The 24,939-nt window shown below is 39.3% G+C and carries 17 protein-coding genes; 9 read left to right on the forward strand and 8 right to left on the reverse strand.

The genetic code is table 11. From position 1 onward, the window contains the following. The first annotated feature begins 153 nt into the window (after positions 1–153). Positions 154–798, forward strand: a complete 645-nt coding sequence (locus ABWV72_RS07790; protein ID WP_342804816.1) for a GNAT family N-acetyltransferase — start codon at positions 154–156, stop codon at positions 796–798. Positions 799–1,543: 745 nt separating this feature from the next. Here the strand turns inward: ABWV72_RS07790 and ABWV72_RS07795 are convergent. After that, a complete protein-coding gene (locus ABWV72_RS07795) occupies positions 1,544–5,113 on the reverse strand; it encodes a response regulator (RefSeq protein WP_353369781.1) in 3,570 nt (1,189 codons plus the stop codon). A 332-nt stretch (positions 5,114–5,445) separates the two neighbouring features. Here ABWV72_RS07795 and ABWV72_RS07800 point away from each other — a divergent pair, with 332 nt between their 5' ends. The 3 genes from ABWV72_RS07800 to ABWV72_RS07810 all read left to right on the forward strand — a co-directional run bounded on the left by ABWV72_RS07800 (position 5,446) and on the right by ABWV72_RS07810 (position 8,694). Then, complete coding sequence (locus tag ABWV72_RS07800; protein WP_353369783.1) at positions 5,446–6,972, forward strand: M20/M25/M40 family metallo-hydrolase; 1,527 nt, start codon at positions 5,446–5,448, stop codon at positions 6,970–6,972. Positions 6,973–7,120: 148 nt separating this feature from the next. Continuing rightward, positions 7,121–8,053: an LpxL/LpxP family Kdo(2)-lipid IV(A) lauroyl/palmitoleoyl acyltransferase gene (gene lpxL, locus ABWV72_RS07805; RefSeq protein WP_353369785.1), complete on the forward strand. Its 933-nt coding sequence runs from the start codon at positions 7,121–7,123 to the stop codon at positions 8,051–8,053. A 29-nt stretch (positions 8,054–8,082) separates the two neighbouring features. Then, positions 8,083–8,694 carry a TcpQ domain-containing protein gene (locus ABWV72_RS07810; RefSeq protein WP_216048086.1) on the forward strand — a complete coding sequence of 204 codons (612 nt, stop codon included), beginning with the start codon at positions 8,083–8,085 and terminating at the stop codon, positions 8,692–8,694. Positions 8,695–8,758: 64 nt separating this feature from the next. Here ABWV72_RS07810 and glnE read toward each other — a convergent pair whose 3' ends face one another. Next, positions 8,759–11,635 (reverse strand): bifunctional [glutamate--ammonia ligase]-adenylyl-L-tyrosine phosphorylase/[glutamate--ammonia-ligase] adenylyltransferase, encoded by a 2,877-nt coding sequence (gene glnE, locus ABWV72_RS07815; RefSeq protein ID WP_353369787.1) that lies wholly within the window; start codon positions 11,633–11,635, stop codon positions 8,759–8,761. Between the two features lie 317 nt (positions 11,636–11,952). Here glnE and ABWV72_RS07820 point away from each other — a divergent pair, with 317 nt between their 5' ends. Further along, positions 11,953–12,855, forward strand: coding sequence for a DUF350 domain-containing protein (locus ABWV72_RS07820; protein WP_342804812.1), 903 nt, complete (start codon positions 11,953–11,955; stop codon positions 12,853–12,855). Positions 12,856–12,870: 15 nt separating this feature from the next. On the opposite strand, the gene ABWV72_RS07825 is transcribed toward ABWV72_RS07820, so the two are convergent. Continuing rightward, complete coding sequence (locus tag ABWV72_RS07825; RefSeq protein WP_353369790.1) at positions 12,871–13,233, reverse strand: GIY-YIG nuclease family protein; 363 nt, start codon at positions 13,231–13,233, stop codon at positions 12,871–12,873. Between the two features lie 85 nt (positions 13,234–13,318). Between ABWV72_RS07825 and trhA the strand changes: the two genes are divergently transcribed. Together trhA and hldE are read left to right on the forward strand one after the other, a co-directional pair. Continuing rightward, positions 13,319–13,969 carry a PAQR family membrane homeostasis protein TrhA gene (trhA, locus tag ABWV72_RS07830; protein WP_353369914.1) on the forward strand — a complete coding sequence of 217 codons (651 nt, stop codon included), beginning with the start codon at positions 13,319–13,321 and terminating at the stop codon, positions 13,967–13,969. 65 nt (positions 13,970–14,034) lie between these two features. Further along, positions 14,035–15,462, forward strand: a complete 1,428-nt coding sequence (gene hldE, locus ABWV72_RS07835) for a bifunctional D-glycero-beta-D-manno-heptose-7-phosphate kinase/D-glycero-beta-D-manno-heptose 1-phosphate adenylyltransferase HldE (RefSeq protein ID WP_353369792.1) — start codon at positions 14,035–14,037, stop codon at positions 15,460–15,462. A gap of 80 nt (positions 15,463–15,542) precedes the next feature. On the opposite strand, the gene ABWV72_RS07840 is transcribed toward hldE, so the two are convergent. Further along, on the reverse strand, positions 15,543–16,385 hold the full coding sequence (locus ABWV72_RS07840) for a mechanosensitive ion channel family protein (RefSeq protein ID WP_353369794.1): 843 nt from the start codon (positions 16,383–16,385) through the stop codon (positions 15,543–15,545). A gap of 201 nt (positions 16,386–16,586) precedes the next feature. Between ABWV72_RS07840 and ABWV72_RS07845 the strand changes: the two genes are divergently transcribed. Next, positions 16,587–17,672: an XrtA/PEP-CTERM system-associated ATPase gene (locus ABWV72_RS07845; protein WP_216048092.1), complete on the forward strand. Its 1,086-nt coding sequence runs from the start codon at positions 16,587–16,589 to the stop codon at positions 17,670–17,672. A gap of 746 nt (positions 17,673–18,418) precedes the next feature. Here the strand turns inward: ABWV72_RS07845 and ABWV72_RS07850 are convergent. The 4 genes from ABWV72_RS07850 to ABWV72_RS07865 are packed head-to-tail and all read right to left on the reverse strand — an operon-like array spanning position 18,419 to position 23,351. After that, complete coding sequence (locus tag ABWV72_RS07850) at positions 18,419–20,032, reverse strand: TIGR03016 family PEP-CTERM system-associated outer membrane protein (RefSeq protein WP_353369797.1); 1,614 nt, start codon at positions 20,030–20,032, stop codon at positions 18,419–18,421. A gap of 12 nt (positions 20,033–20,044) precedes the next feature. Then, complete coding sequence (locus ABWV72_RS07855; RefSeq protein WP_342804809.1) at positions 20,045–21,064, reverse strand: XrtA-associated tyrosine autokinase; 1,020 nt, start codon at positions 21,062–21,064, stop codon at positions 20,045–20,047. Further along, entirely contained in the window at positions 21,061–22,665 is a 1,605-nt protein-coding gene (locus ABWV72_RS07860; RefSeq protein WP_216048095.1) for an XrtA system polysaccharide chain length determinant, read from the reverse strand. The genes ABWV72_RS07855 and ABWV72_RS07860 overlap by 4 nt, the downstream gene beginning before the upstream one ends. A gap of 50 nt (positions 22,666–22,715) precedes the next feature. Further along, the gene (locus ABWV72_RS07865; RefSeq protein WP_342804807.1) at positions 22,716–23,351 is read right to left on the reverse strand and encodes an XrtA/PEP-CTERM system exopolysaccharide export protein; all 636 of its coding nucleotides are present in this window, start codon (positions 23,349–23,351) and stop codon (positions 22,716–22,718) included. A gap of 158 nt (positions 23,352–23,509) precedes the next feature. On the opposite strand from ABWV72_RS07865, the gene ABWV72_RS07870 reads away from it, so the two are divergent. Then, positions 23,510–24,919, forward strand: coding sequence for a TIGR03013 family XrtA/PEP-CTERM system glycosyltransferase (locus ABWV72_RS07870; RefSeq protein WP_216048097.1), 1,410 nt, complete (start codon positions 23,510–23,512; stop codon positions 24,917–24,919). Positions 24,920–24,939 lie beyond the last annotated feature (20 nt).

Raw genomic sequence — 24,939 nt, forward strand, 5'->3', positions numbered from 1 at the left:
ACTGCCTCTACTTAAGTCTTGGGGGGAAAAGACTATAAATCAACCTCATCTAGCCAAAATAGTAAAATTAGTTTGCCGTTATTTTTAATGAGTTGTTAACAATTGGTTAATAATTATGTAGAGTGAAACTTCCTAATTGAAGAGAGTCGAACTATGTCAAATACTGCACAAGACATAAATCCGCTAGATAAAATCAAAGCTGTTTATCTGGCCGCTGAAGATTTAAAAATTGCCGCATCAATTTTATATCAAGCTTATCATGATGATCCGCTGTTTTTAGATATATTCGATTCTGAGAAGGAAGGGTATGAATCTCGTTTAAGAGGCGCAATTAGAGAAGAGTTAAATGCCTTTTGGACCGCTAAACAGCCAATGATTGGTCTTTTTGAAGATGAACGTTTATTGGCAGTAGCATGTATGATTAAACCTGATAGTGCGTTCAACCCCGACCGATTTTGGCATTGGCGCTTAAAGATGTTGCTTACCGCTGGTTATATAGGCACCAAGCAAATGATCGAAAAGGAACAGCGGGTAAGAGAGCGTATTCCCCATGAAAAATACCATATGTTGTCGTTTATTGGAGTGCATCCAGATCATCAGCACAGAGGTCTTGGACACGTTTTAATGAGTGCGATTGATAGTATTGTGCTAGAAGAAGAAAAAAGTGAAGGTGTCGGGGTTTATGTCACTCTGCCTAAATGTTTGTCATTCTTCTCCGACGGAAAATATGAACATATTGATGAACTAAAAGTCTCACGCATAACTGGGCAAATAATGTTTAGACCTCGGTCAGAGTAAAAAACCGCGGAATTTATTCTAAAGGGTAAAGTAACCATCTTGCATTGTTTAGTCTTACTTTACCCTACTAATACCGTTTCTTATTGTCATTTTCAGCAATCTAAAATCCGCAAAATCAGTAAAATTTTAAATTCATTTTCATTAAATCCATTAGGTTCAAATTCTAGAGTAAGAAAATAACCTTTTTATTTGTAAGATATTTCGTACATGGCTGTAGGTCTTAAGCGGAATAAACACTTAGGGTAAAGCTTACCTTTTATTTAACTTTATGAATTTAAAGACTTATTTTTCAAAATGTAGACTTTAGTATAATGGCTTACAAAATAAAGCTAGATTGGGTACTAGTAGAAACTTTTAATTGCTTTATCTTATAACTCGTCACAGGGAAATACGACGGGTCAGGAAGACTTAAGGAAAGCCAGAAGGACACTTTCATTGGATGAAAGAAAATGGTCAGGATGAGCATTTAGTAAAGGACTACAAACTCAAGGATAGATAGGGAAGACGAAGGACAATCTTAAGGATGAGAAATGCTGTAAGTAAGGATGTGCAGCTAAATAAGGAATAAAGGAAAGGGACTCACTTAGGAAGAGTGACTCACTTAAGGATGAGCGAGAATAGAGGGAAAGGGGCGTATACGGATGTTGACCGGGATGGTTTAATAGCGAAGGAAAGCTGAGAGGGATTCTCAAAATTCTGAAAGGTGTGTCTAATTTATTAGACACACCTTTTTTATTTTATTTGTTTAATGCTTCTTGTCGATCCACTTGAGTAAACCTTGCTCTAAATCTTCGATGATTATTGGTTTACTGATATATCCATCCATTCCAGCATCAAAGCACTTTTCCTTATCTCCTTTCATTGCATTGGCGGTTAACGCGATAATCGGAATGTTCGGATCAAAATTTACACCTTGATATCCACGTATTATTCTACTGGCTTCGTAGCCATCCATTATTGGCATCTGGCAATCCATTAGTACAATATCAAAAGGAGTCGTCGCTCGGCTCAACTGTTCAATTGCTTCCATACCGTTATTTGCTAACTCAGTAATACAGTCTAATTTTTTAAGCATTTCCTTTGCTACTGCTTGGTTAATCGCATTGTCTTCGACTAACAAAATACGCGGCACTGCTTTTGATGGACTGGTAGCGTTGTGTCGGGTTATTAATTCAATTTGTTGTTTTCTTGTTTCTGATTTAATGAGTTTTTGATTACTAATTTGGGTAATTGCAAAAAACAAATCGTCATTTTTAATGGGTTTATGAAAGTATGCATCAAAACCTATATTTTTAAACTTCTGAGCATCTCCTCGTCTTGCACTCGCAGTCATTAAAATCATATTCAACGATGCAAACCTTTCATCACTTTTAATCGCTTTGCCTAATTCTGTGCCATTGATACCAGGCATATCCGCATCGATAATTGCGATATCTATTTTGTCTCTAATTTCACAATGTTTACGCAGTGTTTTTAACGCTTCAGGAGAATTTTTGGCTTGCACTACCTTAATTTTTTCCGATTCCAGAATGGATGACAAAACGTCTCGACTGGTTTGGTTATCATCCACAACCAGCACTTTCAATTGCGCTAGATTTGCTTTGGATAAATCGTATTTTTGCGTGTTATGCTTATTTACAGCAGGCTCAAACTGAAGGGTAAACCAAAATTCTGAGCCTTTTTGCCATTCACTGTTAACCCCAATTTCGCCGTTTAATAACTCTACCAGTTCTTTGGCGATGGAAAGACCCAAACCCGTGCCACCAAATTTGCGCGTGGTTGAGGCGTCTAATTGACTAAACTTGTGGAATAGTTGTTGTTGTTTTTCTTTGGAAATACCCATTCCAGAATCTATCACACAAAAGATCAGTTTATTTTCACTGGTCAAATTAACTTTAATAACGATTTCACCTTGTTGGGTGAATTTGATTGCGTTACTGGTTAAGTTTGTGAGTATTTGCCGTATTCTGCCAGGATCACCTTGAATCCACCTTGGAACACTTGGGTGCATGGAAAATATCAGTTCCAAATGTTTGTCTTCTGCTCGAATTGAGAAACTCTCAATAAATTTATTCAGCATTTCATGTAAATCGAATTCTATATTTTCGATTTCTAGCTTACCGGCTTCGATTTTTGAAAAGTCTAAAATATCATTAATTAAGGTCAGCAAAATATGACCACTACTTTGCGCCAACTCTGCATATTTTAACTGTTGTTCTGACAACGGCGTATTTAGCAGAAGATCATTCATACCAATAATGCCATTTATGGGAGTTCGAATTTCGTGACTCATATTCGCTAAAAAGTCGCTTTTGGCCTGACTGGCAACTTTTGCTTTTTCCTCTGCTTCTTTTAATTCCGTTATGTCCTGAAATGCGCCTCGTAAAATAACCTCACCTTTTTGGTTGTGTTCTCTAAACCCAAAAGACTTCACCCATATTTTTTTGTTATTTGCGGTGATAAACGGCAATTGAAAATCGAATGGGATGTTGTTAGCGGTTGCTTCGGTTAATGCGTCTTGTACTTTTTGACGGTCTTCTGACAGATAAAAATTAATCGCATTTTCAACATCAATTTTGCTACCGATGGGAAGTTCATGAATGCGATAAACTTCATCAGACCAATATATCTCGCCCGTTGTAAAATTCACTTCCCAAGCCCCTAATTTGGCTACTTTTCCAGTGGCCATCAATAACGAAGCACTGCGTTCTTTTTCTTCTTCGATGCGCTTAAGTTCAGTGATATCTCGCCCTATAAATAAAAAGCCTTCAACATCTTTGTCAGCATTCATCACTGGGGTTATCGTTAACTGAATTGGAATTAGCTTGCCACTCTTGCTTATAAATTGAGTTTCAAATTCGTCAGCAATCCCTTGTCTGGCGGAATAGGTTATTGACGCCATTCCTGATGGGATTTCTTTACCGAGCTTGGTGCTGAGGTGTTTGGCATGAACTGCTAATGACTCTGATTTAAAGAACAACTCTGGGGTTAATAGACCAACGACCGAACTTCGATGATACTCAAGTGTCTTTTCTGCAAAGTTATTGTAAGTGATGATATTGCCCGATAAATTGGTGGACATAATGATCAGATTGGCACTATTTAGAATAGCGTCCTGCATGTTACTGTAGTTTACGAGCTCGAGTTCTTGTTGTTTAGATTTTGTAATATCTGTGGCAACAACTATGATTCGAACGATTTTGTCGTTCTCAAATAGCGGTTTTATATTTGCCCGAAACCAAAGAGTTTGACCTTGTTTATTATAATGAATTAACTCGTAACTGTGGCCCTTGCCATTAGCGATTGCTTGTTTGATTTTAAGCACCGTTGAGGTGTCTGTTTGAGGACCAAACAAAAACTCTTGAGGGGATTTACCGACGATTTCCGCTAGGGTGAAGCCACTCAATTTGATAAACGCCGGATTAACCCATTCGATTGTCATATCTGGGTTAAATATCATGATCGCGTTTTCGGATTCTTGCACAATGCTGGCTAAAAACTCATTTTCCGCTTTGCTTTCTAGTAGTTTTTGTTGGGTTTCATATTGCTCCGTTAAGTCAATATTGATACCCGTAATTTTAAGTGGGCTGTTGTCGCCTGTGCGTATAACCTGACCAAACGCTTGAATGTATTTTTCTTTTTCAGTTGCGGTTTTAATTCGAAATTCAGCTTCATATCTATTGTTTAATTTATTGGCTTGCTGAAATTCGTTGATCGCCATTTCTCTATCTTCAGGGTGGATAAATGAAAACCAATCTTGTATGTCAGTTGAGTAATGCTCTGGAGATACGTCGTACAATCGACACATCTGCTCGTCCCACACCATTTGTTTAGTAGAAAAGTCATATTGCCAAACACCAATGCCCGACTGTTTCGCCACTTCATACCTTGCCAATAGATTTTTAACGATGGTTTGAGCGGATAGCAGCTTTTTCGCAGGGCTGAAGGAAATGACCACACCTTGGAAATCATTGTTGGATAATTCATCGATTAAAACGGTGACATAACTAATGGCGAAAGTTGGGGTTGAAATAGCGATGGGATCGCCGTCATTTAATTCAAAGTGTAGGTTAAGTTCGTGGGGAGCATTTAACTGCTTAAATAATTCGACAAAAATAGCTCTGCTGTGATCTAAGGTGAAAAGCCCATCAACCGGATTGCCAATTATTGATGAGGTATCAACATCAAATAATCGCCGCGCCGCGTTGTTTAAATTGGCTACTTGGCCGGTGGTATTGCAGACTATCATTGCAATGGAACTTTGCTCGAATAACGATTGAGCTACATCAAGTTTCCAATTATCTTTTTTTGTCACGTTCAAATATCCTATAAGAGAATTCTCTACCCCTACCATTATAGATAAAGAATTCTTTTTTACGGTAAATACAATCAGTTTGTGTTTACCCTCTTTTACAACCAATCCAGATTTAACATTAGTGCAAAAGATCGTGTTATTGAGACCTGTCAATTTATTGAAAACAAATAATAATGACTAATCCATTTACAATACTCATATTGGCTTAAAGTTTGCCTTAAAAACACCTAAAGTTCGCAAACGGGCTAAAATTATTTAAATAAGTCTGAAAATCGCTAAGTTTGCGTCAATTGAGTGCAAAAAAATTCAACCTGAGAATAAAAAGGAGCAAAATGAAAACCCAAGTCAGTGCACATTTAACGCGGATTATTGCGGTCACTCTTGTTTTTATTTCATTGACGGTAGTGGCCAAGTCTGATCTTGAATTACTTGTTGATGAAAATTTCAAAGAAACAATTTTACTGCACAAAGAACTGGTAAGTATCCCCAGTTTGCCTGCGAATCCTGAACAGATGCTTGAGAATATTCACTGGGCTGAAGCGCAATATAACAACTTAGGGTTTAAAACGACTTTATTAGAAACTCCTTCGTTACCTATTTTGCTGGCGGAAAGAGTCTTTGATCCAAGTTATAAAACCATATTATTTTACTTTCACGTCGATGGTCAGCCTGTTAATCCAGCAGCTTGGGTGCAAGCAGATCCATTCGTACCTGAGCTGAAAGAACAAGACGCAAGTGGTGAATGGCGCACTATCGATTGGCAAACATTAAATCAACGTATTGACGATGAGTGGCGTATTTTTGCGCGTGCGGCTGCTGATGATAAGGCGCCTATAACAATGTTTCTCAGCGCCCTTAAAACTCTTGAGATGCAAGGGGAAAAGCCCAAAATCAACGTTAAAGTTATCTTCGATCCAGAAGAAGAATACGGTTCACGTGGGTTACAGTCCACCTTGAACAAATACAAAGCGCGTTATCAGGCCGATTATTTTATCGTGATGGATGGCCCCGCTCACGACTCTAATAAACCAACAGTCACATTTGGTTGTCGCGGCATAGCGACTGCTAGTATCACAACTTTTGGCGCTAAACTGCCGCAACACAGTGGACATTTTGGTAACTATTCTCCCAATCCTGTGTTTACTTTAGCGAATCTTCTGTCGTCTATGAAAGATGATAATGGTCGAGTGTTAATTAAAGATTTTTACCAAGGAATAGTGCTAAATCCAGATACGCAAAAGCTTCTCAACGCAGTGCCCTTTGATGGCGAAAAAGTAAATCAAGCGTTAGGTATTCATTCCGCAGAACAGGTAGGCGCTAATTACCAGCAAGCATTGCAGTATCCATCACTTAACGTGCGTCAAATCGGTACATCTTGGAAAGGTGAGGGATTAAAAACGGTGATCCCTGAATATGCTACCGCTAACCTTGATGTCCGCTTGGTTCCAGAAACGCAAGGGGCAGTGCAGTTGGATAAGATTAGAAAGCATATTGAAGGTTTAGGATATTACGTCATTGATCGTGATCCCACCGACGCTGAACGACGTGAATATAAAAAAATTGTTAAATTCAATGGTTCAAAAGGGGTGAGTGCGTTTAGAACTGATCCAGATTCCGATTTCGGCTTACAGGTAAGAGCGAGCCTTGCTAAGGGCATGGGCGAAGAACCAGTGGTTATTCGTATGATGGGCGGCACGGTTCCGATTGTGCCAATCATAAATGCGCTGAATATTCCCACGGTGATTGTTCCTATGGTAAACATGGACAATAACCAACACAGCCCGAATGAGAACATCCGAATCGGAAATATACGCCAAGGCATTCATATCTCATTATCGCTATTGAACTCGGAATTTTAAATTAAGCAGTGGCGGCACAGTTTCTCGTCATCAATGTCATTCAGTTGATAGTTTAATCTAGTGTCGCAATAATTTTCACGGTGACAATATTGGTAACTGTGGCGTTTGTTAATTACAATAGCGAAAATTTCTAATAAGAGGTTAACGCTTGTCGAACGCTCGGGTGACTGCCCCCCCATTTAAAATGTCTTTCTTACTGCCCCAATACTGGCCTGTTTGGATTGGTGTGGGGGTGCTCTATAGCATTTCATGGCTGCCTTACCGATTGCAGATATTTATAGGTAGAGGAATTAGCTTTTTATTAAAAGTTTTTGGTAAAAAGCGTGTTGCCGTTGCCAAACGTAACCTCGAATTGTGTTTTCCAGAGAAAACTGAAGAACAGCGAGCTGAGATACTGGCTAAAAACATCGAGTATGCTGGCATGGCAGTCCTTGAGTCGAGTATGGGATGGTGGTGGCCAGATTGGCGGGTTAAGCGTCATGGGCAAATCGAAGGCTACGAGCATGTGCAGGCGATTTTAGATAAAGGCAAAGGTGTCTTTGGATTAGCTATCCATAATATGAATTTAGAACTAGGATGTAGAATAGCGGGTTTAAAAAATCCTTCAGTGGCATTTTATCGAAAACACAATAATGCGTTGATGGAATACATGCAGTATCACGGTAGGGCGCGTTCTAATAAGTACATGATTCATAAACGTAACGCCAAAGGATTAGTCAAGGCACTAAACCAAAAAGAAGTCTGTTTCTATTTGCCAGACCAAGATTATGGGCGTCATTTTAGTGAGTTTGTCCCTTTCTTTGCGGTTGAAGAAGTGGCCTCCACTAAAGGAACCATACTGTTTTCGAAAAATTCAAATAGCGAGATGGTGTTTATTGTATCGTTGCGCACCAAAGATGGTTATAAAGTCAAATTCGTACCAGGACTTAATAATTTTCCGTCTGGGGACGATAAACAAGATATAACTAGAATTAATCAAAAAATTGAAGAGTTGGTTAGTATTGCTCCTGAACAATACCTTTGGATGCATAAACGTTTTAAAACGCGTCCCCATGAAGATGACCCTTCGTTATATGATTAACCATTTAACTTGGAAATGAGGCTCGAAATATGAGCAAGAGAACATCGAACTTTCTGTTTTGGATTAGGCACATCGGCTTAGCTTTAGCGTTGATTATAATTGCCGCGATAGTTCTCAATTTTCAACGTTTTAATATGTCCAGCCCTAAACCTGAAGGGCAGTCAGAGCAAAAAAGTGTTTCCCAAGGTATGACTGACTTTTATGCTGCTTACCGGATGTCTTCATCGAAACCCTTTGAAGATGATATTGGTGATTTTGTGTTACCTGTCAATCCCCCCAAACAGCCCTTAGAAGAACGCTTGAAAAAAATGGAAAGTATTCAAAGTAATATTAATCCTAGGTGGGTTGGAGAACACAAGTATCGAAGTTTTCGAGCGGGTAGCACCCTTCGAGAAGCAATTACCAATTATGCTCAATCTGAGGGAATGCAAGTATTGTGGGAGCTGGATAAAGACTTCATTATTAAAAGTCAGTTCCAATTAGACGATACCATTACAGGCTCAATTGCCGAAATAGCCAGTGCTGTAAATGGCAGTTTTGAAGGGGAAGTCAAAGCTTATATTTGCCCCAAACAACGTTCGATGATTGTCACTCAAGAACTCAATGAGTATGTTCGGGAAAATTGTACTTTATTAGAGTAAGACGTGCCCTTTAACATCATATAAATTGAAAATGCAATTATGTCAAAGGGCTAACATAACTACGCTAATTACTTGTTTCAAATGTCGCATCCCAGATCTGTTTTACATTTTTTTGGTGTTCTGAATACTGGCTTTTATCGACTAAATTGTCTTTTTCTAACAAGGTTAATCTGTGAGAACGGTTGCGGTAATCTAAGTAAGCTTCTTCTAGTTGTGTTTTACACTCAGCACTAATGCAATCAGCTTGACACAATTGTTCCAGTAATCGAATGTTATCAGACCAATCTACCATTTTAGGAAAATGCTGGGCATTTTTGAGTACCCAAAATTGCACTAAAAACTCGATGTCAGCCATAGCTCCAGCGTCTTGTTTAACATCTAACCAGTCTTCGTTTCCTTTATTTAAATGATCGCGCATTTTTTGCCGCATCTTTGCAACATCCTGTTGTAGAGTTTGGTTATCTCTGGGGCGGCACAAGATATCCCGTCTAATAGCCTCAATGCGCTGGGTAAATTCTACCGTGCCATTTACTACTCTTGCGCGGACTAGAGCTTGGTGTTCCCATGTCCACGCTTCCTGCGATTGGTATTGTTCAAAGCCATTTATATGACAAACCAGCAAACCAGCATTGCCGGATGGACGCAAGCGCATATCGATATCGTACAATTGACCTGACGGCGTTTTGGTCATGAATAAGTGCATAATACGTTGCGCTAATTTCGTGTAGAACTGGTTGGCTTCTATTGATTTAGTACCATCGGTGACGGTCTGTGAATCACATTCGTGAACAAAGACCAAATCCAGATCTGAACCATAACCTAACTCTATTCCCCCTAGTTTGCCGTAGCCTATTACTGCAAACTTTTTATCTTGTTCAGAACTGCCTTCAGGAACACCATATTTTTCCTTCATTTGTTCCCAAGCCATATTCACCACTTCACTAATGATTGCTTCGGCTAAATAGGTGAGGTGATCACTTACCTTCATTATGGGTAACACACCGGTGACATCTGCGGCTGCAATTTTAAGTTGTTGGATTTGTTTAAATTGCCTTAGGGTTTCCATTTGCAGTTCAAGATCATCCGGCTCTACTCGCAACAGTGATTGGCGCAATTCATCTGGGTATTCATGCAATTCTGTGGGGTGATATAACAACGCTGGGTTGAGGAGTTCATCCAGTAAAATTGGATATTTTGCTATTTGTTCGGCTATCCATGGGCTTGCATAACACAGTCTGACTAACTGATGCTGCGCTCCTTGATTTTCAACCAGTAATTGTAAATAGGTGGTTCTTCTTAAAACCGTTAATAGAATATGATTAATTCGGTCGAGTAACACCGATAATTCACTGCCATCTATATTCGATTCATCGAGGCTAATAATGTTCGCTAACAACTGCGGGACTAAAGTATTCAAGGCGACAATTGCTTTTGGTGATGGATGCTTTTTCTCAACCTGACTTTTTAATTCATTGATGTGTTGTGCAAGTAATTGCGAGGTTTCTGGTGAGGCCAATTGATCAAATAAATCTGATATTTCTTGTATGCTCAGATCTAACTTCCATGCATCCATAAATGCACTAATGTGAGTCAGGTCTTGGTCATCATTGTCACTTGGGTTATCACCAATTAACATTTGAAACTGCTGATTTATCCAACTGCAATGCTTACTCAATTGTTGCTGCAATTCAGAATAATCCTTGCATTGCATAATACTACTAAGACGCTCTTCATCTAACGCTGTTTCTGGTAATACTTGGGTTTGTTTATCTGCAAATTGTTGCAGACAATGTTCAACTTTGCGCAAAAACAAGTAACTTTCTTTAAGCTGCAAGGATTCTTTTTCAGGTAACAGATCTAACTGCGTCAACTGCTCAAGGGTGTAGAGTAAACTTGGAAATTGTAAGCGCGGCTCTCGACCACCTTTGATAAGTTGAAAACTCTGCGCAATAAACTCCACTTCACGAATCCCGCCAGAACCCAGTTTAATATTATTGGTCAATCCGCGACGTCTAACTTCTTGATTGATTAACGACTTCATATCTCTGAGGGAGTCGATAGCACTGTAATCTAAATATCGTCGGTAAATAAAAGGTTTGAGTATGTCGTGTAATTCTTGTGCATATTCAGATTGATCGTTGAGGATGCGAGCTTTGACCATGGCGTAGCGTTCCCATTCGCGACCTTGTTCTTGATAGTAGTCCTCAAAAGCCGCCATGTGCATGACTAAGGGGCCGCTTTCACCTAGGGGACGTAATCGCATGTCTACACGAAACACTTGCCCCTGCTGATTGGTGTGGTTCAGGGCATGAATAAGGCGTTGTGCAAGTCGGCTAAAGAACTGCTGATGCTCTAGGGATTTTTTGCCATTATCTATTTCTCCTTTGCTTGGGTAGCAAAAAATCAGATCTATGTCGGAAGAAAAGTTGAGCTCTTTGCCGCCTAACTTACCCATCCCTAAAATTAATAGTGGCTGGGGCCCAAAGTCGCCCATAGGGGTGCCATAACGGGCACAAAAATTATCATATAACCAAGAATAGGCTCCGTTGATGAGAGTATCTGCCAACTCCGAGGTAAGGGTTAATGAACGTTCAATGGATTGTAGATTTAATAAATCTAAACCTGCAATAGCCATCATTTGTTGTTTTCGAAATATCCGCAAACAATCTAACAGTTCAGGCTCGCTGGTTACTTTTTCTAACTGCTCTGCTAGCCATTGTTTATATTCAAAATTCTGCGTGGGATTTTCGAGTGTTTGTATGAGTGGCTCTAGCTTCAGTGGATCAGCAAGTAAGGCGTCACTGATAAAGTCACTTAATCCTAGAAGCTGTTTTATCTTTTTCTGAATTGCACTTGGTTGCTGTTCAATAGCGGATATTTCAGATAACTGTTGCCAGTTTTTTTCAGCGGTTTTATTTACCAACGGGAAAGAAGTATTCATAGTGATTGCAACCAAATTGGAGTTGTCTTGAATGATCATAAATATCAATGCTATATCATGTGTCGCTACAATCAAAAGGTTAAATCAATTCTGTACTAGATCTGAACTTTTAATTTGTTTCTAACGTTTAATTATATTAATTGATTGTATTTCACTAGGGCGACAAGATTTTTCACGAATGAATTGTGAGGGATGCCAAATATAAAGCACAAAAGCAGCGGGTAAAATTCGTGCAGTAACGCTAACAACCCTAGTGTTTTCTAGCGTTAAACTGTTAATATGAAAATTGAAACATTAGAAGTTTGGAATTATTGTTTATGCAAGATTTGGTTAACTTAGTGCCATTATCACCTGAGACTTGGGTTTATCTGGGGATTGATATTTGCATCGCTATTTGCCTTTTATTTGCCTTGCGGTTAATGTCGGGAAAAATGGCATCAGTAAGTACCACCGAGGAACTTGGCTCGCAAGATAATATAGCCTTCGGCATTAGTGTAGCTGGACGTATGTTAGCGCTATGTTTGGTGTTATCTGCGGCTGCCGCGAGCTCTGACACAAATGGCTACCAAGAAGCTGCTTTGAGTATGTTGTTGTATGGTTTAGTCGGTATCTTTTTGATAAAAATTGGCAGAATTTTACACGACAAGATTATTTTAAATCGCATTAACAAAGAAGAAATGATCAAAGAGCGAAATACCAGCGTTGCAATGATAGATGCCGCTAGCTCAGTTTCTACCGCCTTGATTGTCAGTAACGTTATGTTGTGGGTTATTGGCACCGATTTAAACGCTTTGTTTGCGGTCATATCCGGATTTATCGTTACCCAAGCTATTTTGTTAATCAGAACACGCATTTATGAACGTCGTTTTCTGGCCACTAATCAAAGTAGCACATTCCAGCAAACCATTGGCAAAGGTCAATTGGCTGTTGCGGTTCAGCATTCGGGAAATTTACTTGCAACGGCAATCGTTGTTTCAACTAGTAGTAACCTGCTGATTTATAATCCAACCGGTTACGTAAGTAATTTAACCGGCTGGTTGATTGTCGGTATGGGATTATCTTTATCATTGGTTGTACTGGTGATTATCGCCAAAAAGGTTATTTTGGCTGGTTTGAATTTAGTTCAGGAGGTTGAACAGCAGCACAATGTAGGTGTAGCCAGTATTGAGATGGTGCTCAGTGTCGGCCTTGCATTAATCGTAAGCGGATTGTTTACTTAGTCTGACATTAATTATTCAAGTGTCAGGAGAGGTACCCGTCATCAATTTATTTTCGATTTGCTGTTGAAGCTCATTTAGTTGGCTCTGCTCAACTTTGATTGGGTCTGATGGCAGATTTAACTGCCCATTAATTATTTTCAATTTTATCGTTCTTGATTGTTTTTTGAACCAATACTCGAGCTTTAAAGCGCTTGAATGGTCGCCGACTATTGCCGCATATTTTAATACTAACGGGCCTTTTCCCCGTAACGCTTTTGCGCAACGTTTGGAGTTGCTGGCATGTTCATAGAATCGCCTAGATAAATCAGTGCAAATTCCGCAATAGTTCATACCTAATCGGTTTTCGATCATGTAAATCGACCATTGTTTTTCTACCATCGTTCGCCTATAAATAATTCAGTGTACAAGTGTACGCTCAGTGAGTACACTTAAAATTCTGTCAACCTTAGAACAGGATTTAATCGTGAGACCGGCTCCATTAGTCAATACTTCCGAGCAAGCTTATTCCCACAAAGAAGAAGTCATGAATGTTGTGAGTCATGCTATTGGCTTAGTTTTCGCGATTATCGGTTTAGTATATCTTGTCTTAAGAAGTGACACAGCAACATCGGTGACATCATCTGCTATATATGGGGCAAGCTTAACCATTATGTTTTTGTCGTCGACAATTTATCATTGGGTGAGAGGCCCCCATGCCAAGCAATTTTTCAAGTTATTGGATCATAGTGCAATATATTTGTTGATAGCTGGTACTTACACGCCGATTTTGGCCATCAGTATTGGCGGTTGGGTTGGATGGACTTCAATAGCTGTTATCTGGTCGATTGCAATATTCGGCGTGGTGTTTAAGTGTTTTGTTCGTCATCGTTTTCCTAAAGTATCTGTTATCACGTATTTAGTCATGGGATGGTTGTCGGTTATTTTGGTCTACCCGTTATACCAAAATTTGGCAGCATATGGCCTATTACTGCTGGTGGCCGGAGGGCTGTTTTTTAGTATAGGCGTAATTTTCTACGTTAAAAAACATCTGGCGTTTACCCATGCCATTTGGCACCTGTTTGTTATTGCTGGGTGTGCTTGTCATTATTTCGCTATTTACTATTTTGTTATTTAGAGTAAAGCAATTCCTTTTAACTTAAGTATAATTCAGCTAATTAAGTTTAGTTACGGAATAGGTTTATGCTGTTACCTGATTTTTCGAAAAGTCGTATCCTAGTCGTGGGCGATGTCATGCTCGATCGATATTGGACCGGTCCTACAGGACGTATTTCTCCAGAAGCCCCAGTGCCTGTAGTGGCGATTCGTGATATCGAAGACCGGCCAGGAGGAGCTGCAAACGTAGCAATGAATGTGGCAGCGCTAGGGTCTAATGTGACATTGCTGGGCATGACTGGGCAGGATGAATCTGCTCAGATTCTGCAGCGCGGCTTAAATTCTTTGGGTGTTTTGTGCGATTTTTGTCAAATATCCGGATTTGATACCATCACCAAGCTTCGGGTATTGAGTCGAAATCAACAATTAATTCGTTTGGACTTTGAAAAGAGTTTTGCTGACGTAGATAAAGCTCAATTGCAAGAACGCTTTATTCAGCACTTAGAGAACGCCGATTTAGTTATACTGTCTGACTATGCTAAGGGCGCTTTAAGCGATGTGGAAACGCTGATAGCTCTTGCTAAACAGCACAATGTGCCAGTGGTTGTTGATCCTAAAGGGGACGATTTCGACAAATACCGTGGAGCTACGTTATTGACACCGAACATGGGTGAATTCGAAGCCATTGTTGGTCAGTGTCATGACGAAAGTGTTCTGGTTGAGAGAGCGCAGCAACTTATCTCAAACTTAGATTTAGATGCCTTCTTGTTGACCCGTTCAGAAAACGGTATGACGCTTTTGCAAGGCAATCAGGATGAAGTTCACTTCCCAGCTAAAGCCAAAGAGGTGTATGACGTAACTGGGGCAGGGGATACTGTTATTTCAACTTTGTCTGTCGCAATTGCTGCTGGTTGCAGTTTTTCTGAAGCAAGTTTTCTAGCGAACACCGCAGCAAGCATCGTGGTTGGAAAGTTAGGAACATCCACGGTAAGTAGCTCTGAGTTGCGTCAAGCAGTCGAGAAAGTTGAGCATTATGGTCGAGGGGTTATGACCCAACAGCAGTTGTCCATTGCTGTTCACAGTGCCAAGCGTAGTGGTGATAAAATTGTGATGACCAATGGTTGTTTTGATATTCTCCACGCAGGCCACGTTTCTTATCTGGAAAATGCCGCAAAACTCGGTGATAAATTAATTGTCGCAGTGAATTCCGATGATTCAGTGCGTCTTTTAAAAGGCCCTGGAAGACCGGTGAATAACGTTAATCGACGTATGTCGGTATTGGCTGGTTTAGCGTCAGTTTATTGGGTGGTTGAATTTGATGAGGACACTCCCGAGCGTTTGATTAGCGAATTGTTACCGGACGTGCTGGTCAAAGGTGGGGACTATAGTGTTTCTGAAATCGCCGGTGGCAAGCAAGTTATGGCAAACGGTGGGGAAGTGAAAGTACTGAATTTCGAAGACGGTGTGTCTACATCAAGTATCATCAAAACAATAGTGCAATCCACGGATACCTGATTTAGGTATCCGTAGTGTTCGTTATTTAGGTATCTGCAGTGCTCATTGCTGCATATCTACTGCAGCTAATTGCTGCCAGTTTACTTAGCTTGAAATAGATGCACATCCCGTTGTGGGAAAGGAATTGTGATGTCGTTTTCGTCAAACGCGTATTTCACTTTTTCATGTAGTCCGAAATGCACCAGCCAATAGTCTTCACTTTTTACCCAACAACGGGTGAGTATATTAATAGAGCTGTCGGCGTGTGCAGAAACAAAAATTTCCATCTCAGGATCGGTTAAAATGCGTTCGTCAGCACTTAATACATCTTTTAGAATTTGTTTTACTTTAGCAATATCATCGTCATAACTAATCCCAAAAGTGACTTCTACACGACGTTTTTCTTCGCAAAATAAATTAGTAACACAACCGTTAGAAAGTAATGAGTTGGGGATGACTACCCTTCGATTATCAAGAGTCAGCACAATCGTATTAAAAATTTGAATTTCTTTGACTTTACCTAAAAACCCCTGAGCTTCAATGACATCACCGGCTTTAAAAGGTTTAAATAATAAAATCAGCACCCCGCCAGCAAAATTGGCCAAACTGCCCTGTAGTGCGAGTCCTATAGCCAAACCAGCTGCGCCAAGCATAGCGATTAACGACGCTGTTTCTACCCCTATCATTGAGGCAAACACTATTACTAACATTAATTTAAGCGTGACACTGATTATGCTGTGTAAAAATTTGTTTAAGGTCTCGTCAACTTTAGCCCCTGCCAAAGCACGGTCAATGCCCTTTAAAATCACGCCAATGACCCAAAATCCAACAATTAATACCACCAAGGCGAGCACTAGCTTTGGCCCATAGGTCATTGATAACTCTATTCCTGTCTCAGTGATCATATCAATCGTATCTGAGCCATTTTGCATAGTTTCGTCCATTTTTTTTACCGCTTGAAGGTTGCTTGAATTGAGAGTATTGCAAAGTTTAAAAGAAAAGCATAAATTTTTATTTGCATATATCAAAAGGGTAGTTTTCTCCTTTTAAGCATCGTCATTTTGTATAAAAAATTTGCGACTTGCAGCACACCCCGCTAAGCTACTCACCTCAAAAGTAATCAGTATCTCAGGTGATTTTGCGCTATGTATGAAAATTATTATGGACTCTCGTCGAAGCCTTTCCAACTTACACCTGATCCTAGTTTCTTTTTTGCCAGTAAATGGCACAAAAGAGCTATGTCTTATCTTCAATATGGATTGTCGCAGGCGGAAGGATTTATCGTAATTACTGGTGATATAGGTACCGGTAAAACAACTATTGCTAATAGTCTTCTTGATAACATCGAAGATGATATTGTGGCTGCACAAATTGTGACGCCAAAGCTGTCGCCAGATGAATTAGTAAAAATGGTTGCTAGTAAATTTGAAGTCGATACGTTAAATAAAACCAAAGCTGACATTCTAAAAGACTTGGAAAAGTACTTATTTGATTTGCACAAGTTAGGCAAGCGAGCACTGTTGATTGTGGATGAGGCGCAAAACTTACCGTTGGAAACAATTGAAGAGTTGCGAATGCTGTCGAACTTTCAACAACAAGGTAAACCATTGCTACAAAGCTTTTTATTGGGGCAAGAAGAATTGCAACCGATTCTAAGAGCACCCAATATGGAGCAGTTTCGTCAGCGTATTGTTGCATCATGTCATCTTGCGCCTCTCAATGAACCCGAGTGCAGGGAATATATTGAGTACCGCTTAAAACATGCGGGTTTAGAAAATGACAAACTGTTTGCAGACGGTGCCTTTGACAAAATATATCAATTTACCAACGGCGTTCCTCGTAGAATAAATACACTAATGGATCGCATTCTTTTATATGGATTTTTAGAAGAGCTGACGTATTTAGATGAAAAGGCGGTTGATACCGTGACTGCAGAAGTGGCTGATGAAATGTTCCGTCCCGAAGAGGGGACAGGGGTAACACCATTGCCTGCTGCAGGACAACCGCAGCCCAAAGCCCCCGAACCAAAGACTGACGGTGGGGCTGAGGTGATGTCTGAGTTGACACCTGATGGCAGAGTCAAAGATGTACAATATTACAAAACCATGTTGAATGAATTGACTGACGCATTAGATAACGCTATCAGCCATAAAATAAAATTGACTCGCTATATCGACAATTTATTAAAGAAAAAATATAAAACTTATGTTCGCTTGAAATCGGATGACTAAAAACTAGACCTGAAATTTCAACTAATTGATTGAATTAATAGGTAAATTGTTTAAAAATGTGGTTTTACAATTTTACCTATGAAATTAATTGGTTGAAATTTGAACTAATTGTGTGTATTAATCTCTAATAGTTCTGGAGTATTTATTTTACCGATATTTTGGGGGAGCCATGAGACCGTTAAAAAGTACAGGAAACAGTGGGGCTAGATTTCACGACCAATTTAGAAATAGAAGAAAGGCGTATTTTCACGGTAAATATAATCGAGAAATATTTACCGTATTAATTGCTGTATCTATCTTAAGTTGGGTTTTGGCTAGCGCTAAAGTTATTTGACAGAACCTTACCGCGCTCATTGATTAAAACTAAAGATATATTAGTTGAGTGACTGTTGAGGGAAGTTAGCTATTGGCTGCGGATTTATCGGTCGATTAATCCTCCGCGTGTCCCATTTTCTCGGTAATTAATTCCTAAAAACGTATTTATAACGCAGGCAGTATTTATTTATCTTACTTTGATTTGAAGCTACTTTGATGTGTAAAAATAAAGATATATACATTACAGCTGAATTAAGAGATGAGGAACTAGCATTGAGTTCTTAACAATAATTTACCCTCGTATTAAGAACTATCCTCTTTAACACTTCTATTTTCGCCGCAGTTGACTAATCCTAAATAATCTTAAATTACTATAACTTTAAATCAATGTTAGTTTAAGTTAAGTCGAGACTTATACACCAACCGCAGAATTAAAACAGTTTGTATTTTAGCTGCAATGAAATTCGGTCAGAATCAAAATCCCGATTTTGCACGGGGGAGCGACGAAGTGTATGTTGATAACTAATCGTAGCGTTGAGATCTCGATTTATTTTTCGAGTGAAGTTGATATTTGCACTTAATACTTCGTCGTTATCTGCGCTCAATCTATCTTCATCTACTGTATTATCAAAACGAGTGTAAGTTAAAGAACCGCTAAGCGTCGACTTACGATTCATTTGTAAGCTGTTATTCAACGATATGGTTTGGGTTTGCTGTTCCCGTGAGCCGTCTAAATATTCTGTATTTGTATTTCTAAACGTCAGGTTAGAATTTACTTTACGGAAGCTGTAACCAATATTTGCTATAAAACTTTTTCTTAGTATTTCGGCTTCACTAATTTCAGGAACAATAAAACTGAAGTTCGAATATTCTTCCCCAGGTTGCAGTTCATAATTTATAGAGGGAGGCTGAAAGCACTGCAATATATCACTAGATCCAATAGGGCAAACAAAAGAACCGGTAATAACGTCACCCGCAATTAACCGCGTGTAGTTAGTTACATCTTCTTCATAAGTTATTTCGGTACGAATTTTTCTAGTTTTATGACTTAGCCCTAAGCTACCACTTTCTCCATAAAATCGGCGTCCGTATTCTCCGTGTATAGATGTTCTTGAAGTGAAGCGCCAATTAAATTTCAGGCCCAAGAAACCTTGGGTTTCATCCTCGTCTCTCGTGGAACGATTGTAAGTCACATCGATAAAGCGCTGTGCAGAATGATACCAAGATAAACCTAAACCATAACTATTGTAATCAAAGTTACTTGTAGAATCTGTATCAGTACTACTAATTTCATTTTTTTCACTTTGCCCGGTGAATACCAGGTTCAATTCGCTAAACAAACCTACTCTAAAATCGCCTTGATACATTTGTGATATAGAATCGTTGAAACCAGAACCATTTGTTTCATTGTAGGTACCAACAAGGTTCCAGTTAACTAATTTTACTTCATCACCAGAGTAGATTTGAGCATTTAAGGATGTATTGTCACTGTCCAATTTACTATCGGTATAAACTTGTCTATCACTTTTTACATTGGAATAACTGCCGCCCATTCCTAAACCAATCCAATCTCCTTGACTCAAATTAAAATTGAAACTGGCAGTATTTCTTTGCGTTTTAGATAACTCTTGGCTTCCAAATAACTCATCATTTACCAAAGCGTTTCCTGCAATGGTATTATTATATGACTGCGCACCAACTGCCGAGAGAGTAAGCACATTTTCTATCACATTTAATCGACCGTTATAATCAAAACTGGTAAAGGTATTGTTTTGATTAAGTTCGATATCACTAGCTCCACCACTAGCATTATTGTTAACTTTGATATATTTAACGTTCGCAGCGCCTTGTACTTTTTTAGCTGTGTACACGGCTCCCAAAGAGGGTTGCAAGGTTAAAATATTGGACTTACGACGAGAAAAAGCCTCAGATTTAGACGAGTCATTTACATAAGACGCCATAAAATTAGAATTGAATTTTAACTCAGCATTGGCTAGCGTTGAAAAAGCAAGCGTTCCAGATGCAAAAACATAAACTAATTTCAAAATTCTTCCCTACTACTTTTTCTCATCGCTACCATAGTAATAACCGTAATATCCTGCACCGTTACTATTATTTTGTTTAGACTTATTAAGCACAAATCCTTTAGCCATGTCTGGATTAAGATGCTCAACGGCTTGGGATAATCTATTTAATGAGGTTTTGCCTTCCTGCACTACAACCACAGCTTGCCCTGCTAGATTCGCTAATATGGCAGTTTCGTTTATGCCCAATAAAGGAGGACTGTCTATGATTACAACACGGTCTGGATAACGATTTGCAAACTCACTCACGGACTCCAACATTTTTTCACTGGCCAAAAGCTCGGTAGACAAATGGTGAGATTTACCCGCAGGGATGATTCTCAAAGTATCTAAGCTGGTATGATGAATAACGTCTGCTAAATCATCTACTTCCCCTAACAAATACTCCATTAAACCACTTTCAAATGGTTGATCGATAGTTTTCATTACGCTGGGTCTAAGCACATCTGCATCAACCAGTAACACTGTTTTATCTTGTTCCAAGGCTATACTTAACGCTAAGTTAATGGCCGTAAATGTCTTGCCTTCATTTGGGTTCGGACTCGTTACCATCACAATATTTGCGTTGGTCAAAGTTTTTGACAAAGGACCAAAAGCGTTACTCAAAACTTTACGTTTTATCGCGCGATATTCTTCATTGATGGTATTGCGTCCCATGTTAGAGACAAAACCTTCTTTTTGAATATGGGTTAAAGGAATGAATTTTTCCTTTGACGTCTCGTAGGACAATACTTCTGGCTCTTTATCAGATATAACAGGCTCTTGTCTTTCATCTGTTTGTGTAAGAATGTCGCTTTGTTGAGCTGCTGAGCTCTCATTTTTAACATCTAAATCAGTTTTAGACTCTAAACCACTGTTTTCACTGCTTGCCTCACTCTTAGCGTTTTGGGCTATTTGCTGGGCTTTTTCTTGAGCTGCTTCTAGAGTTGATTTCTCTGAATTCTCAGCCTTCAATTGTTTATTCTTTTGTAGTGCTTTTTCTATAGTACTCATATCAAATTCCCCAAAAGATAAATAGGCAATCTACCGTACACAATATCAGCATAGACTAATCCAATAAATATCAACAATAATGCAAGGCTTGAAGCACTAAATACAAGCATTCTACGCCGATCTACCTTAGCGATAGCCTTTGCATCGATATGGGAAACTTTACCAAATACAGGAATACCAAAATTACTTACTAATTGACTAGGACTAAGTACAACAGGGTTAATTTGGCTAACTAAAAACGCGATACCAAGACCTGTGCCAAAACCGACAAATAAAATCATTGAATAAAACAATATTCTATTTGGCCCAGAAGGTTTGGTAGGCAGGGTAGGAGGATCGATTACACGAAACTGTACATCATCGGAAGTTGCTTCAGCTTTACGTGATAGTTCAGCTTGTTCACGGCGACTTATTAACTCGAGGTATTTTTCCCGAGTAATTTCATAATCTCGGTTGAGACCTTGAGCTTCCGCTTCAATTTGCGGAACTAAATCAACAATCTTCTCTAACTCGGCGATCTTCGCTCGAATATTATCAGCTCGAACATTCAGTTGAGATAATTGGCCTTCATACTGTGCAACAGAAAGTTTTAATTCTTGATAAACGGGATTTTGGTTAATATTCCCAAATTGACTGTAGGAGCCAGTTTCTTCAGCCACATCACTTAAACTTTTTATATGCGCTTCACGTTCGTCATATAAATTCTCAAGTAAGTTTTTGGTTTTGACGACTTCAGGGTGAATTTCTGTGTATTGGATAAGTAAGTCATCAATGCTACTTTCAAGGGCTGCAATTCGATTATCATACTTAGTAGAAATCGAAGGAGCCACACGAGAATCTGGGGCTGCCAAACCGAAAACTGGAGCCTCGCCAATCATTTGCGCTTTAGCCGCTTCTAATTGGGAGTTAAGTTCTAAAATGCGTAATTCAGTGGACTGTAGTTCACTTATTTGACGTTGTAATTGACTGTAATAGTCACGGCTAGAGCCTGGGGCACGGTCAATGCGGCTAACTTTAAAGGCTGCTAATCGTTGTTCAGCTTCTTCAAGTCGTTGCTCGTATTCCTCAATTTGGCGATTAATAAACTCTTCTGCAGAGTCACTACTTTGGCGATTGTTGCCTAACGAGTTTTCGACAAATTCATTGAGTGTTATTTGAACGATTTTTTGCGCTAGTTCAGGGGAAGGGGAATTATATCTGATACTATAAATATTCTGCTCAGCAGTACTATTGAGCTTAATATCCCTGCGCATGTTATTTATCAAGTCATCCATTTCAGCTTGGGTGGTCACGGTAATGTCAAGATCCGCTTCCCTGGCTATTTTTTCTAAATTTGGACGACTCAATAAGGTTCGCGCTACAAGATTAACTTGTTCACTGGGGTTATTGTATACAGCGAGCCCCCTCAAAAGTGGACGTAACAAGCTACTGGTATCAACAAATAAACGCGCAGATGATGCATATTGGTCTGGTAAATTAGCCACATATGCCCATCCGAGTGGACATATTAACCAAGTCGATATGATGATATAGCGTTTCTTTATCCAGACACCTTTTACATAGGTGTGGATTTGATCTATCGCTTCCTGAATTCCTAACATAGATAAGTCTTTTTAACCTTTAATTTACTAATTATTACTAACTGTAAAGCCTAAAACCAAGCTTCTGGAATAATTAATATGTCACCGGGAAGGATATCTACATTGTCTGAAATATTCCCTTCTTTAACCAGTGAATCCAATCTCACTGAGAATTCCTTTTGCTCACCATTTACGACTCTGATTAATTTGGCACCGTCTCCGTCTGCAAATTCAGTTAGACCGCCTACTTGAATCATCAAATCCAATAACGTCATGTCCTCAGAGTAACTAATAGCTCTCGGTGAAGATGCTTCGCCAACTACTCTAACTTGCTCACTAAAAGGGCCGTTGAAACCACTGACACTGACTGTCACGATAGGATCACGTATATATTTGCCAAGTTCCTGTTCTAAGTCACGGGCTAGAGCTGTAGGGGTTTTACCGGAAACTGGGATGTCTTCAACCAATGAAGTTGTAATCATGCCATCTGGACGAACCAAAAATGATCCGGATACATCTGGGTTACGCCATACAAAAATCGAAAGGTTATCTCCTGGACCGATCAAATAACTGTAGTCGTCTATATTCGTGGTTAAAGATGCTCTTGTAGTTGCTTGAGGCAAAGAATTGCCTGAGCTGGTACATGCATTTAACGCCGTAAATGCAGCAGCTGCAATCAATAATTGAGCTATTCTACTTGCTTTCATATTATGTCTTTCCTATCCAAACAGAAACAAATGTAGCAAATCAGCCATTTACCCGAGCGTTATAATCTCTATAATGGCTGACCAGGAAAGTTAGTCTATCTCAAATAATTCGTTTAGCATATGATAAATTTAGCAAAAAAATCCATAGGTAAGAGCTAATGGCAGCGACCAACAAACAAAATAAAAGGTCCAATGCTCTTGTTCTCGCAGAAGCAGTGATCGTTTCTTATTCTGCGTACTTAGCAAACTTTTTAGTAGTGAGTATTCTAGATGTAGAATCTCCAAGCATTTTAAAACTAGCGGCTAATATCTCTCTTATGACCTTTTTAGTGTTGGTTTCATCTCTCTCTGTGGGATTGTATGAAGCCAAATTAAGAGAAACCTTCCGTGGCATTATAAGACGAATCTTTGTTAGCTTAGCCCTAACTTATTTCGTTGTAGAAGTAATAACCAGTACCTTTATGGAAGAGCTGAGGATGCATCCTTACTTCCTGCCAGTCGCTGCTGGAGTAGTGATTCTATCTCTTGTCACATTCCGTTATTTTACCAATCGTTTAGGTCTACTTGGACTTGGACGCACTCGAATCGTGGTAATTGGAGCCGGTGAAAGAGCTTCAATTATTGAAAAAAGAATGCGTAGAGATGTTGATAGGTTGGGATTCGAGTTATTAGGTTTTATCCCTATCCCTGGAGACAATCGTGAGGACGGTATCCGTAACGAGCGCTTAGTACACGTTAAAATCGATGATAATTTCCGTAATTATGTAATTGATAATGAAATCGACGAAATTATTATTGCCTGTGACCAACGCAGAGGAACGTTGCCAATTGAAGTCTTATTTGATTGCAGGTTGCGCGGTGTGGAAATTACCGATTTACTTGATTTCATGGAACGTGAAACGGGTCAGATTGTGGTGAATCTGATGTATCCAAGTTGGGTCGTGTATTCAAATGGATTTAATTCCCAAAATTATTTACGAGATATTCTTGAATATGGCATCAATGCATTTGTTGCTATATTTGTGATGCTATTCACATGGCCTTTCATGTTACTTACCGCGGTTATTATTTATTTGGATGACGGGCGCCGGACAGGCACTTCAGTTTTTTATAAACAAGAGCGAGTGGGCTTAAATGGCAAGCTGTTTAAAATAATAAAGTTCCGCAGCATGCGCCCTGACGCCGAAAAAGACGGTGCAAAATGGGCCTCACAAAATGATAGTAGGGTAACTCGTATTGGTGCTTTCATCCGGAAATATCGTATCGACGAATTACCGCAATTAATTAATGTGCTGAAAGGCGAAATGGCATTTATTGGCCCTCGTCCAGAACGTCCGCAGTTTGTTGAACAATTAATAAGGGAAATTCCATATTACAATCAACGCCATAACGTGAAGCCGGGACTGGCAGGTTGGGCACAACTCAATTATCCTTATGGCGCAAGTGTCGAAGATTCGATGGAAAAGTTAAAATTCGATCTTTATTACGTGAAACATCAAAGTTTATTGTTAGATATGCTTATTTTTATTCGAACAGTGGAAGTTGTATTGTTCGGAAAGGGACGATGAAGTGGTAAAAAATACGGCGC

The sequence above is a fragment of the Aliiglaciecola sp. NS0011-25 genome (assembly GCF_040370605.1).
Lineage (GTDB): Bacteria > Pseudomonadota > Gammaproteobacteria > Enterobacterales > Alteromonadaceae > Aliiglaciecola > Aliiglaciecola lipolytica_A.